Genomic DNA, 14,227 nt, shown 5'->3' on the forward strand with positions numbered 1-14,227 from the left:
AGCAAAATTGTACTATTTTTTAATAATTGTAAACTTTTTGATTTTAAGAAATCCTTAACAAGACATTAATGTTAGGTAAGAAAAATGTTAAGAAAGGTTGCCGATTTATTACAAATACTAATAATGACAAACTATATTTGAATAAACATAAAAAAACAGTAGAAATTTTCTAAAACATTTTTATTTACATATAGTAAACAATATTTATAGTAATAAAGACTTTAAAGGGAGATAGAAAATATTTATAAATTATTTATTATAACGAGCCTTTTTGTCACAGTATATTTCTATATCGGTAAATAATGTTTTTTATTAATAAAAAACACATAAACAAAAACTAAATGAAATTGAAAATCTGTATATTTTTTCTATCTTGATATACCAACAATCAGGATACTTATGAATATTAAAAACAAATTCAGAATACTTTACACAAGAATCATTAACAGTATTGCTTTTTTACCGGGTATAATTGCTGTGTGTTTTTTAATATTATCGATCATTATGCTGGAGGTTGATTTATCATCTTTTGGCACTAAACTTAAATCAGGCAACAGCTGGCTACAATTAAAAGATGCCAGCACAGCAAGGTCAATCGCTTCTACAATAGCAGCTGCACTACTTTCTCTTACTGTTTTTAGTTTTACAATGGTAATGGTGGTGCTTAATCAGGCTGCATCGCAAATGAGTAACAGGGTATTAACCAGTATGATTCAAAATCGTTTTCAACAGGTTGTACTGGGTTATTATATTGGTACCATAGTGTATGCTCTTGCTATATTATCAACAATACGGGATACAAGTGATTCTATTACAATTCCATCCCTAAGTATTTACTTGCTTATTATTCTTACGGTGATAGCTGTTTTCCTTTTCATTTACTTTTTGGATTATGTTACCAAGACAGTAAAGTATGAAACAGTTATAGAAAGAATAGAACGCAAAACACTTACAGCAATATCTAATACGTTTAAAACCGAAGTTGCAGAATATGAACAATACCAGTTAGCAGGTATAAATATAGCAATGCCGCAGTCAGGTTATTTTCAGGGATTTGACACCGAAAATCTTCTTAAAATAGCTATGGAGAACAATTTAGTGATTCATTTTCGCTGTAAACGCAGTAGTTTTTTGTTAAAGGATATTGCGGTAATGGAAGTATTTACCGAAAGTCACATAACTAAGGAAATGACAGAAAAGATAATAGCAACTGTAGACTTATATAATGGCCAGCCTATTGAACTAAATGCCGATTATGGTTGCCTGCAACTTAGCGAAGTAGCTATTAAAGCTTTGAGCCCGGGAATAAACGACCCTGCAACTGCTGTATTGAGCCTCAATGCTCTTGTTAATGTATTAGCCAGTCGCTTATATAGTAAATTGCCTGAAGTTTATACCGATAAAGAAGATATGCCCCGTATATACTGCCCGTCATCCGGTTTTAGAGAAATGTTTGAAACATGTATCATTCCGATATGGAATTATGGTAAAAATGATCAGTTTATACAGGAAGCAATGTTAAACGCTATGATACTATTAAAGCAAAGAGATATTAAAAATAGCTATCAGGATCTTTTTGATAATTTTCAGTTTAAGATAATAGAATTGAAAGAAAAGAATAAACTCTAAACAGCTCACACCAAATTATTAAAGATAATACCATGAACTAGAATTTTACTTCTGCTGAAAAATTCAAAATTAATTCAAAATCTATTTGTTTAAATTGCAGTATGAAAATCCTGATTATAGAAGATGAGCCTGCAATTGCTAACAGTATTATTGAATACATGACTCCTAATGCTATTATATGCGAGTCGGCAGCAACAGCAAAAGAAGCTATGGAAAAGATTGAGTTATACAACTACGACTGTATACTACTGGACCTAATGTTGCCCGATGGTGATGGCTTTGAGATACTTCGTGAATTAAGGATGCTTCAAAAAACAGATGGTGTAATAATTATTTCTGCCAAAGAAACACTTGATACCCGCATTGAAGGTTTACAACTTGGCGCTGATGATTACTTAACCAAACCTTTTCATTTATCAGAATTACTGGTAAGAATACAGGCCCTTATACGCCGCAAGAACTTTAGTGGTAACAACATTATCTCCTTTCATGAAATATCAGTAGATATTTTATCTAAGTCGGTATCTGTAAATAATACTAAATTAGAGGTGACCAAAAAAGAAATAGACTTACTGCTGTTTCTAATAGGAAATCAGGGAAAAGTACTCTCTAAAGGTGCAATTGCCGAACACCTTTCGGGTGATATGGCAGATATGCTGGATAATCACGATTTTGTTTATGCCCATATCAAAAACCTTAAAAAGAAACTGGCAAAAGCAGGCAGTGCAGATTATATAAAAACCGTATACGGACTAGGCTACAAATGGAGCGATGAATAAAAAACTACTCAACATAACAACCCGCAGTTTTCTACGCTATTCAGTAATTATATTAATAGTATGTGCTCCGTTATTCTACTTTATGAGCCATTGGCTGTATGTATATGAAACCGACGAAATACTTTCCTTTCATAAAAAAGCCTTTGTAGAAAATGAACTTCATAATGGGAGCTTCTCTGAAAAGGACATAGAAATATGGAACAAATACAACAGAGATGTTGAAATTGTCCCTGATACCGGAGTACAAAAAGACTCAATTTTCGGCACCATATACTTTGACCCGTTTGCTAATGAGTCAGAACCTTTCAGGGAACTTTGGGCTCCTATAGAAATAAATGGCAAACACTACACTTATATAGAGAAAAACAATCTGGTTGAAATGGAAGATATGGTATATACCGTAGCTTTTATGTTCCTATTGATTATTTTGATTTTAATGCTTGGGATTATATACCTTTCAAACAGGCTGGCTAAAAACCTGTGGGGTCCTTTTTATGATACCCTTTCTCAAATACGCAGTTTTGAAATTGATAAGGACACTAAACCTCATTTCCAAAATACGGGTATTGAAGAGTTCAACCAGTTAAATACAAGCCTTGACCGCCTTATAGAAAAGAATACGGCCATTTATAAAAACCAAAGGGAGTTTGTGGAAAATGCTGCACACGAACTACAAACACCTTTAGCGCTTTTCCAAACCAAACTGGACAACTTATCACAGGCTGAAAACCTTACTAAAGACCAGTTTGAAATATTGGAGTCACTAAATAACGATGTGTCCAGACTGAACCGACTAAACAAAAACCTGTTACTTTTATCAAAAATTGATAATGAAGCTTACTTTGAAAAAGAATCGGTTTCTGTAAATAATTATATAAATAAACACCTTGACTTTTTCATTGAGCAGGCAAACTCAAAACATATTACCGTAAATACTCAGCTCTCTCATGAGCTTACCTTAACAGCAAACCCAATACTTACTGAGGTATTGATTAATAACCTTTTCCTTAACACCATAAGGCATAATGTAAAAAATGGTAGCATTACCATAACTACAGGTACAAACAGCCTTACTTTTAGTAATACAGGAAACGGTATAGCTCTGGATGAGGAAAAACTATTTAACCGATTCTCTAAAACAGATCCTTCCTCTCCCGGAAACGGACTGGGGTTAGCTATTATTAAAAGGATTACCGAGGTAAATAACTGGCAAATTGAATACCTGTTTAATAATAACAAACACAGTTTTATCATAAAGTTTTAAAATTCAGATTTCCTTCTAAATCACTGTATAGTTTTACCCAAAAATCAAACTATAATACCGTGAAAAAAGAAAACACATATCTGCCTTTAAAACACATTTTACTACTGGTAATTTCCTTAATAAGCATTACTGGCTTTGCTCAGGATAAAAAAGTAACCCTATCAGGTACGGTTAGGGATACACAAGGTGCTCTTCCTTTTGTAAATGTTATAATCGCTACACAAAAGGATAATAAGGTTATTGCTGGTACTCTTACTACAGAAACAGGAGTATATACCTTAAAAGATATTCCTTCGGGCAAATACAATATAGAGATAAGTGGTTTGGGCTATGCAAAATCTATTATCCCAGTATTTGTAGGTTCGTTAAGCGATTATCAGGATTTAGGAGAAACTACATTACAGGAAGAAAGTACTGCCCTTAATGAAGTTGTGATAAACAAACAGCAGGATGCCGTATCAGACAAAATGGATAAAAAGGTATTCTCTGTATCCGATAATATTACGCAAAGCGGTGGCTCTGTATTGCAGGCTATGCAAAACTTACCGGGAGTTACGGTTAATGACGGAAAACTGGAACTTAGAAGTAACAACAAGGTAATGGTATTGATTGACGGAAAACAAACAGCCCTTACCGGATTTAATACTCAATACGGACTCGATAATATTCCGGCTTCAGCTATTGATAAGATAGAGATTATTGAAAACCCGTCAGCTAAATATGATGCTAACGGCAATGCGGGAATAATCAATATAGTCTACAAAAAGGAAAAAAGTGATGGATTAACAGGTAAGACTGGTCTTGCAGGTGGCTATGGCGCATTATGGGAACGAAAGGCAAATCTGCCGGGTATGAGTCCGCAATACAACTTCACTCCAAAAATAAACCCTTCCCTATCACTAAATTACAGGAAAAACAAAGTTAACTTCTATGTACAGGGAGATTACCTGTATACCGAAGCTCTAAACAAAAATGAGTTTGTTACCCGTACCTACGACAATGGTACTATTATTAATCAACAGACAAAACGCAACAGGGATACCCGATTCACAACTTTTAAAAGCGGACTTGACTGGGAATACAATCCTAATAACACCCTATCACTATCTGTAATGTATGGACGTGAAAAAATACTCGATCATGGTGAAGAACCCTTTTTTAACGGAGACTACAGTGAACATTTACGTTTTTGGAAATTTCTTGAAGATGAGGTCAAAACCACGGTGATGGGTTCTGCCAGTTACCAGCATAGGTTCAGCCAGCCGGGACATGTATTAAATGCCGGACTGAATTATACCTTCCACAGGGAAGACGAAAAGTACAATTTCAATAACATTATACCTGATTATACAGGTACCGATGCTTTCAAACTACTGTCAGACGAAAATGTGGTTGACCTGAATATCGATTATATAAAACCCTTAAAACAGGGACGCCTTGAAACCGGATTCAAATTCAGGAACAGAGTAATCCCTACAGACATGCAGTTTTATCCGGGCACTAATTCTGTTATTGATGCTGATGCCGGTGGTAAAGCCGACTATGAAGAAACCATTCCTGCCGTGTACGGTAACTATGTATATGAAAGTGATAAGATCGAGGCCGAAGCAGGTGTAAGAATGGAATATCTGGATTTGGAATATGAGGTAAACCCTAACCATCCTGTTTATAAAAGTGACGGCTACCATTATTTCCAGCCTTTCCCTTCCTTAAGGTTTGGTTATAAAATAAATGACAACCACAAACTATCCCTTTTCTATAACCGAAGAGTTGACAGGCCTAATGAGGTTGATATTAGGATATTCCCGAAATACGATGATGCCGAAATTATTAAAGTAGGTAACCCGGGCTTACGTCCGCAGTACACCAATTCGGTAGAATTAGGCTATAAGGCCTATATTAACGGCGGATACTTTTTTGCATCATTATACAGCAAGTTTATAGACGGTACTATAACACGTATAGCCACTACTGTACCCGGTAATACAATTATTTACAATGTGTTTGAAAATGCAGGTAAAAGCCGTGCTATGGGTACACAACTTATATTTTCAAAGAAAGTATCATCATGGTATACCTTCAACATTAATGGTAACCTGTATCAAAACACTATAGATCCTTTTACTGTAAATATAGTATACCCAGTACCTACAACATACACAGGTACAAAACAACAAATTACATCAGGTAATGTAAAATGGAACAGTAACCTTAAGTTTAGTAATAACCTTAGTGCACAGGTAAATATGGTTTATCTGGCGCCTGATATTGTACCTCAGGGACGTACAGGTTCACGATTTTCGGTAGATGCAGGAGTTAAAAAAGTAATCCAAAAAGGTAAAGGTGAAATTTACGCCAACGCAACAGATCTTTTCGGTACGCTTGTAATAAGGCAAAAAGTGCAGGCAAACGGGTTTAACTATACCAGCAACAACTATTATGAAACACAGGTAATACGTGTGGGCTATAACTACAAATTCTAACCGCCTGAGTAAAAATTCTAATTTTCTTCAAAATTGGTCCCGAACATTGTATCAAAAAACACACTAACATGTTCAAGATATTTCGTAATACCGGACGATTTACGCTACTTGCTAATTTTGTACTTTGGTTTGTAACTGTTTCATTACTGCTTCGTTTTACCTTTTTTATATGGGAAAACAGCGAAGTATCATGGAATATTGTTAACCTGTTACGTACTCTTATTACCGGATTATTTTTTGATATAGGTGCAGCGGCATTTATATGCCTGTTACCTGCCCTGTATTTTGTTTTAATGCCTAACAGATGGGTTGGCAGCTTTGTGGATAAGATTATAATTTGGATTTTCACCGCTCTTAATGTATTTATATTTACGTTTTCCTTTTTTGCAGAAATTACCTTTTGGGAAGAATTCTCAAGGCGCTTTAACTTCATCGCGGTAGATTATCTTATCTATACACATGAGGTAGTGGCTAATATAAATGAGTCATACCCCCTTCCCTTTCTTATTAGCGGGATTGTTTTAATTACAGCCCTTATATTATTAATATTTTACAAAAGGAAAGCCTTTAATCTTACTTTTAAAAGTACAGCCACTACTAAACAGCGTATTGCTGTAATATCAACCGTAACAGCCACAGCGCTTTTATTCGGCTTTTTTATAAACAATGCTTCTGCAGAATGGTCTGTAAACCGATATAATTCTGAAATTTCCAAAAACGGAGTGTATTCGTTTTTCGCTGCCTTTAGAAACAACCAAATGAAGTATAATGATTTTTACACTTCAATTGACCAGAATAAAGCATTACAAATAGTAGAAAACAAACTTAAAAGCAGTAATTCAACATTTACAGATAAAAGCAATTCTATTCACCGTACTATTACAGATACGCTTGATTCATCTGTCAAAAAAAATCTGGTATTTATAATGGTGGAAAGCCTTAGTGGCAGTTTTATGAAAGAGTTTGGTAACGACGAGAACCTTACGCCGTTTCTTGACAGCCTGGCACAGCAAAGTATATTTTTTGAAAACCTGTATGCTACAGGTACTAGAACCGTGAGGGGTATGGAAGCAGTAACACTATGTATCCCCCCAACACCGGGAAGAAGCATTGTTAAACGTCCTGAAAATGCTAATCTCTATACCATAAGAAACGTGTTTGGTGATAAGGGTTACGACTGTAATTTCTTTTATGGCGGTGACGGATATTTTGATAACATGAACGCTTACTTTGGTGGAAACGGTTTCTCTATCTATGATCGTGGCAGAGGGAGTGTATTGAGTGACAAGATACAAACCGTTCGTCATAACATAACAGATGATGAGGTTACCTTTGAAAATGCATGGGGAATTTGTGATGAGGATATTTTTAATAAAATGCTATCGGTTGCAGATGAGCAGTACAAAAACAACAAACCGTTTTTCAATTACATAATGACGACCTCAAACCACAGGCCATATAGCTATCCTGAAGGAAAAGTTGATATCCCGTCGGGAACGGGAAGAGCGGGCGCGGTTAAATATACCGACTATGCATTGCGCGAGTTATTTAAAAAAGCTTCAACAAAGCCGTGGTTTAAAAATACTGTATTTGTAATTGTGGCAGACCATTGCGCCAGTAGTGCCGGTAAAGACGCTATTGATGTGGCCAACTACCATATCCCGGCATTTATTGTAAACTTTGACAGAGAACCTAACAGAAAAATAGAACAACAATGTTCTCAAATAGACCTTTTCCCTACCCTGTTCTCCCTTTTTCACTGGAGTTATGAGTCAGACTTCTTCGGTAAGGATGTACTTTCTAATGATTTTGAAGAACGTTCATTACTGGGTACCTACAGGAAACTTGTACTTATGAAACAGGATAAGGTAATGATATTATCAGATCAAAAAGGACAGGATTTCTACAAGTGGCAAAAAGATAAGAATGAGTTAACACTAAAACCTATGGATAAGAGTTTTCTTGACGAAACAATTTCCTGGTATGAAACCGCTGATTATCTTTATAATAACAAATTATTACAGTAACCCATGAAGTACCTGCATTTTATTGTTAACCCTATTTCGGGCAAAGGAAACCATGTAATAGACAAAGAGCTACTGGTTTCTATATTTCCTGAAAATGAATACAGGATTGAAATAAGCCATACCGAAGGTAAAGACCATGCTAAAACATTAGCGGTAAAGGCGGTAAAAAACGGTGCCGACTGTGTAATTGCCTGCGGAGGTGACGGAACAGTTAACGAAGTGGCTTCTGCCCTTATCGGTAGTCAGGTGCCTTTGGGTATAGTCCCGGTAGGTTCGGGTAACGGACTGGCGTCTAATTTAGGAATTAAGGGAAGTCTGCAAGAAGTAATTACTACCATCAAAAAACAAAACATTACCGTTATAGACAGTGGTTGTGTTAATGATAATTATTTCTTTAGTAATGCAGGACTGGGTATTGACGCCGAAGTCATAAAAAAATATGAGCAAAAAGGAAAAAGAAAACTATGGGCATACATCGTAGCCTCACTGGAAGCAAGTTTATCCTTTAAGCATTACAATACAACTATTAAGTTTGGGGATAAAGAACTGGATATTAATCCGTTTTTACTGTTTATATCAAACAGTAACCAAATGGGGTATGATATGAGCCTAACGCCACAGGCAAAGCTTAATGACGGATACCTTAACCTGGTAACGGCTCCTAAAATGTCTTTCCTTCAAAAAATGAAAATGGGTTTCCTTGTTCTTAACCGTAATTTTTTAAAGTTTAAAGCAGCTCAGCATAACCTGGCACAATCACTTACCATATATCAGCCGGAAAGAATTTATACTGATATACAAATTGACGGAGAATACCATAGCCTAAAAACCAATTATATACATATTGAAATAATTCCTGCATCCCTAAAAGTAATTTGCTAAACAATTTTATCATGAAAAATATAATTCGTTTTCTTTTTATATTATTTCTATTAAATGTTTCGTGTGTTAAAAAAACAGAATGTCATTCATTTATTACATACCCTAAACTCACCAAAAGCTTTACTATGGGAGTATGGCATTTTGAAATAATAGACAGTAAACTTCATGACGATTATACCGATTATACCTTTCATTTCAATAAAGACTTATCGTTCACAGTAGATGATAATGAAAAAAGCTACAAAGGAAAATGGAATGTAATTAGTGATAACGGTACAGACGACTCCCCGGCTACAGATATAGATCTTGATTTACTGTTTACAGCCTATGCCCCGCATAAACTGGAACAACTGGGACATAACTACCATATTTTAAACCGTACCCAAGAAAAGATTGAACTTATAAATGAAGACACAGACCATCCGTCAAGAGTAATATTATTTAGAATCTAGTTCGCTTTAATATACATTTGAAAGTTTAAAAAATCACCAAATCACAAGTTTTACAAGCTATTATATAAAATAAATAGTTCCGTATTAGGGTAGCATATTGAGCTCAATACTACCCCTTTACAGAACCTGCGTCAACCAAACGACTCTAACTAAATTTTTATATTATGCTTATTTTAAGGTAAACCTAACATCTCCCTTTATATCCTGAGAAGAAGCACCTATTATTGCCTTAAAACTACCGGGCTCTGCAACCCATTGGTGTTTTTTATCATCAAAATAGCTAAGATCCTCTTTAGCAATGCTAAATGTTACTGTCTTCTCTTCCCCTGCCTTTAGGTAGATTTTTTCAAACCCTTTAAGCTCCTTAATAGGTCTTGGAAGGGACGATTCGGTATCTGATATATAAAGCTGTACAACCTCTGCCCCGTCACGCTTACCTGTGTTTTTTACTTTTACAGATACTCTAAGGGTTTCATCCTGACTTACAGTGGCTTTATCAGCCTTAATATCACTATACTTAAATGTGGTATAGCTTAATCCGTGTCCGAAAGGAAACAATGGTTTTATGTTTTGTTTTTCATGCCATCTGTACCCTACAAAAATACTTTCCTTATAGGTTACCTCATCATCACCAGGAAATGCATTTAAAGCATGTGCTGCATTATCCTTAAGCTGAACCGGAAAAGTAAACGTTAGTTTCCCTGACGGGTTTACATCACCAAACAGTACCGAAGCTATAGCATTACCTGCTTCTGTGCCTAAAAACCATCCCTGTACAATTGCAGGCACTTCTTTTTCCCAGGGCATAGCCACAGCGTTACCCGAAATATTTACATATACAAACTTACTGTTAGCTTTTGCTAAGTCACGAATTAATTCATTTTGTCCGTAAGGTAACTCAAGCTCTTTACGGTCATTACCTTCACTATCCTGAAAATCACTTTTATTAAGTCCGCCCACAAACACAACAATGTCAGCCTCTTTAGCAACACGTAAAGCCTCTTCTCTAAGTTCTGCTTCACTACGGTCATCTTTCAGGTTTTGACCTGAAACTACCCCATTATAATCTCCACTGGCATCTCCTACATAACCTCTGGCATAAACTACCTCAAAATCATTCCCTGCCCTGTTTTTTATTCCGTCAAGCGGAGAAACTTCATATCGCACTTTAAGTGAAGAGCTACCTCCTCCTACGGTCATCATCTTAACAGCATTTTCCCCTATTACGGCAATTTTTTTATGTTTTTTTATATCCAGTGGTAACAGTGAGTTTTTATTTTTTAGGAGTACAATACTTTCTTCTGCTATAATACGGCTTGCTTTTGCATGTGCATCTGTACCGAAAGAACCAAATGGCCTGTTCCTGTCCATTGTTGTTCTGAATGAAAGGCGTAATATGTTCCTTACCTTATCGTCCAGTTCTTTTGTTCCTACCTCACCCGACTCAATTAACTCAAGGTATGGTGCTGCCATATAATAATTATCATAAGCATTACTTCTGCCCCAAGTAAGTCCGTCAGTCCAGGTACCAAACTCAATATCAAGTCCGTTATAAATAGCTTCTTTGGTATCGTGAACGCCACCCCAGTCGGCCACAACAACACCGTCAAATTCCCATTCGTCACGTAAAATATCCTGAAGCAGGTAACTGTTATGGCAGGCCTGCTGACCCTTATACTTATTGTAAGCCCCCATAATAGCCCATGTACCACCCTCTTGCACAGCAGCTTTAAAAGCCGGAAGGTAAATTTCATAAAGGGCACGGTCGTCTACAATTACATTAACACCATGCCTGTTGGTTTCCTGATTATTAAGGGCAAAATGCTTTACACAGGTTGCCACACCGTTAGACTGAACCCCTTTTATATAGGGCACAACCATTTCTCCGGCAAGGAAAGGATCTTCTCCCATGTACTCAAAGTTTCTTCCGTTTAGCGGACTACGGTAAATATTTACTCCGGGGCCTAATAGTACATTCTTATTGCGGTAACGGGCTTCTTCTCCAAGGTTTTTACCGTAAAGAAGCGCCATATCCCTATTCCATGTTGCAGAAAGCGCTGTAAGAGCCGGAAACGCAATGCAGGAGTCATTGGTCCAGCTGGCCTGTTCCCATTCATCCCAAAGTACTTCCGGACGAATACCGTGAGGTCCGTCGGTCATCCAGTTTTCAGGAATACCAAGCCTTGGCACACCTGGTGAACTGAATTTAGACTGCGCATGTATCATGGCAATTTTTTCCTTAGTAGTCATTTTGGAAAGTGCATCTTCAACACGCTCTTCCATAGGTTTTGTATCATCCAGATAGATTGGTAGTGCCTGTTGTGCATTGGCATTAAAAGCCAAAAGGAATAAACAGGCTAAGGTGATTTTACGTATCATATACTGTTTGTTTATTATTTAAGATTGAATGAAGCTGTTTTAACGGCATCGCTACTACCTCCTATCATAACACGGAAAGCACCCGGTTCGCTGGCGTAGTGTAGCTCGCTATTGTAGAACTTCAGAAGGTCTTCTGTAATCGTAAAAGTGATTGTTTTTGATTCGCCCGCTTTAAGGCTTACTTTCTCAAATCCTTTTAGCTCTTTAACAGGTCTTGAAATACTCGCTTCCATATCTCTTATGTATAACTGTACCGTTTCTTTACCTGCTCTGTTACCTGTGTTTGTAACTGTAACACTAGCCTGAATACTACCATTTGCAGTCATATCTGTACTGTTAAGTGTAATATCAGTGTACTCAAACGTAGTATAGCTTAACCCGTAACCAAAAGGATATAAAGGCGCATTTTTCTCATCCATGTAGTTACTCCTGAACTTCTCAAATCCTTTATCTGAAGCCGGTCTTCCTGTCATTAGGTGATTATAATACAACGGAATTTGAGCAACACTCCTTGGGAAAGTAGAAACCAGTTTACCGCTAGGATTAACATCACCAAATACCACATCGCCAATAGCCTGTGCTGCTTCACTTCCGCCAAACCACACATTAAGGATTGCAGGTACATTTTCCTGTTCCCAAACCAATGTCATAGGTCGTCCTGCAAACAATACCAATACCACTGGCTTACCTGTTGCTACCAGCTTTTCCAATAATCGCTTTTGTACCGCCGGAATACCTATATCAGTACGGCTGCTTGACTCTCCGCTCATTTCTGATGCTTCACCCATAGCTGCAATAATTACATCAGACTTTGCTGCTATAGCGAGTGCTTCTGCAGTTAGCTCTTCTTCAGTTCTGTTATCACGGGGAATGTCCCTACCAAACATAGTAGCTGCCTGCTGCATTTTAGGATCACTCAAAAGGTTTGAGCCTACTGCATAAAGTATATTGGGTTTTTTCCCTGCCACTTCTTTTAAACCTTCTAAAAGTGTTAGTGGTTTATCAAGCTTTGCAGCCACACTCCATGTACCAACCATATTAGATGCCGTATTTGCCAAAGGACCTATAACTGCAATGGTTTTAGACTTGTCTAACGGTAAAACATTACCTTCGTTTTTTAATAGCACAAAACTCTCAGATGCCGTTTTTCTTGCTATCGCTCTGTTCTCTTTAGTATAAATATCCTTTTTGGCTCTTTTACTGTCACAAAACTTGTATGGATCTTTAAACAGTCCCAGTTTATATTTAGCTTCCAGTATACGGCGACATGCCTTATCAACCTGTTCTAAATCTACTTTGCCTTCTTTAACCAATGCTGAAAGGTTATTTAAGTATCCTTCAGATACCATATCCATATCCAAACCGGCATCAAGAGCCAGTTTGCTGGCATTCTTCATATCACCTAAACCATGACTCGGAATTTCTCCTACTCCATTATAATCGGCAACAGTAAAACCTGTAAAATTCCATTGGTTACGTAATACGTCTGTAAGCAACCATTTGTTAGCGTGAGCCGGAACCATATCAACAACGTTAAATGATGCCATAACACTACCCACTCCCTGCTCTACAGCTGCTTTGAATGGGTAGAAGTAATCATTATACATACGGATGTGGCTCATATCTGCCGTATTGTAATCCCTTCCTGCCTCTCCTGCTCCATAAAGTGCAAAGTGTTTTACACATGCCAGTATATTTGAGTTTTCAGAAAATGAATTGTCTTTTCCCTGATAACCCCTCACCATTGCTTTAGCAATAGCACCGCCTAAAAAGGGATCTTCTCCGCTTCCTTCAGATACACGTCCCCATCTTGGATCTCTGGCAATATCAACCATAGGGCTAAAAGTCCAGTTAATTCCGTTTGCACTGGCTTCGTTTGCACCAATTCTTGCCGACTGCTCTATGGCATCCATATCCCAGGTACAGGCAAGTCCAAGCGGTATAGGGAAAACCGTTTCATAACCATGTATAACATCCATCCCGAAAAGCATAGGGATTTTCATCCTGCTTTCTTCAACCGCTATTTTTTGTATTTCACGTATCTTATCTGCTCCTTTAATATTGAACATTCCTCCCACCTGTCCTTTACGGATTTTCTCTGCTATATTACTATTACTACCTAGTCCGGTAATAATATCTCCTTCACTTGGAAGGTTTAACTGACCTATCTTTTCCTCTAAGGTCATTTTGCCCATAAGGTTATCTATGAAATTATCCATTTCAGTATTCCTGTCCTGAGCTACTGATGGTAGTCCTGCGAGTAGAGCAAGTACTACTGTCATAATTTTTTTCATTGTATTTCGTATTAGCGCCGTTAATTACCGACAGATGT

9 protein-coding genes are annotated in these 14,227 nt (G+C 37.0%); 7 read left to right on the plus strand and 2 right to left on the minus strand.

Translation table 11 applies throughout. From position 1 onward, the window contains the following. The first annotated feature begins 399 nt into the window (after positions 1-399). From Q763_RS10970 to Q763_RS11000, 7 genes are all read left to right on the plus strand, one after another. Positions 400-1,629, plus strand: a complete 1,230-nt coding sequence (locus Q763_RS10970; protein WP_035134182.1) for a DUF2254 domain-containing protein — start codon at positions 400-402, stop codon at positions 1,627-1,629. A 101-nt stretch (positions 1,630-1,730) separates the two neighbouring features. Next, positions 1,731-2,408: a response regulator transcription factor gene (locus Q763_RS10975; protein WP_035134184.1), complete on the plus strand. Its 678-nt coding sequence runs from the start codon at positions 1,731-1,733 to the stop codon at positions 2,406-2,408. Next, a complete protein-coding gene (locus tag Q763_RS10980; protein WP_035134187.1) occupies positions 2,401-3,672 on the plus strand; it encodes a sensor histidine kinase in 1,272 nt (423 codons plus the stop codon). Before Q763_RS10975 ends, Q763_RS10980 begins: the two co-directional genes overlap by 8 nt. Positions 3,673-3,731: 59 nt before the next feature. Then, positions 3,732-6,155, plus strand: coding sequence for a TonB-dependent receptor domain-containing protein (locus Q763_RS10985; protein ID WP_232297523.1), 2,424 nt, complete (start codon positions 3,732-3,734; stop codon positions 6,153-6,155). A gap of 68 nt (positions 6,156-6,223) precedes the next feature. After that, on the plus strand, positions 6,224-8,182 hold the full coding sequence (locus tag Q763_RS10990; RefSeq protein WP_035134189.1) for an LTA synthase family protein: 1,959 nt from the start codon (positions 6,224-6,226) through the stop codon (positions 8,180-8,182). A 3-nt stretch (positions 8,183-8,185) separates the two neighbouring features. Next, a complete protein-coding gene (locus tag Q763_RS10995; protein WP_035134191.1) occupies positions 8,186-9,064 on the plus strand; it encodes a diacylglycerol/lipid kinase family protein in 879 nt (292 codons plus the stop codon). 11 nt (positions 9,065-9,075) lie between these two features. Beyond that, complete coding sequence (locus Q763_RS11000) at positions 9,076-9,516, plus strand: hypothetical protein (protein WP_035134193.1); 441 nt, start codon at positions 9,076-9,078, stop codon at positions 9,514-9,516. Positions 9,517-9,684: 168 nt separating this feature from the next. On the opposite strand, the gene Q763_RS11005 is transcribed toward Q763_RS11000, so the two are convergent. Both Q763_RS11005 and bglX read right to left on the minus strand, forming a co-directional pair. Next, positions 9,685-11,895: a glycoside hydrolase family 3 C-terminal domain-containing protein gene (locus tag Q763_RS11005; RefSeq protein WP_035134195.1), complete on the minus strand. Its 2,211-nt coding sequence runs from the start codon at positions 11,893-11,895 to the stop codon at positions 9,685-9,687. Positions 11,896-11,909: 14 nt separating this feature from the next. Continuing rightward, positions 11,910-14,189 (minus strand): beta-glucosidase BglX, encoded by a 2,280-nt coding sequence (gene bglX, locus Q763_RS11010; RefSeq protein ID WP_035134197.1) that lies wholly within the window; start codon positions 14,187-14,189, stop codon positions 11,910-11,912. Positions 14,190-14,227 lie beyond the last annotated feature (38 nt).

Source organism: Flavobacterium beibuense F44-8 (genome assembly GCF_000769915.1).
In the GTDB taxonomy this organism is placed as follows: domain Bacteria; phylum Bacteroidota; class Bacteroidia; order Flavobacteriales; family Flavobacteriaceae; genus Flavobacterium; species Flavobacterium beibuense.

Bases quoted from the DNA above. Each gene is read 5' to 3' on its own strand.
- Q763_RS10970 (WP_035134182.1), top strand. From the start codon at position 400: ATGAATATTAAAAACAAATTCAGAATACTTTACACAAGAATCATTAAC.
- Q763_RS10975 (WP_035134184.1), top strand. From the start codon at position 1,731: ATGAAAATCCTGATTATAGAAGATGAGCCTGCAATTGCTAACAGTATT.
- Q763_RS10980 (WP_035134187.1), top strand. From the start codon at position 2,401: ATGAATAAAAAACTACTCAACATAACAACCCGCAGTTTTCTACGCTAT.
- Q763_RS10990 (WP_035134189.1), top strand. From the start codon at position 6,224: ATGTTCAAGATATTTCGTAATACCGGACGATTTACGCTACTTGCTAAT.
- Q763_RS10995 (WP_035134191.1), top strand. From the start codon at position 8,186: ATGAAGTACCTGCATTTTATTGTTAACCCTATTTCGGGCAAAGGAAAC.
- Q763_RS11000 (WP_035134193.1), top strand. From the start codon at position 9,076: ATGAAAAATATAATTCGTTTTCTTTTTATATTATTTCTATTAAATGTT.
- Q763_RS11005 (WP_035134195.1), bottom strand. From the start codon at position 11,895: ATGATACGTAAAATCACCTTAGCCTGTTTATTCCTTTTGGCTTTTAAT.
- bglX (WP_035134197.1), bottom strand. From the start codon at position 14,189: ATGAAAAAAATTATGACAGTAGTACTTGCTCTACTCGCAGGACTACCA.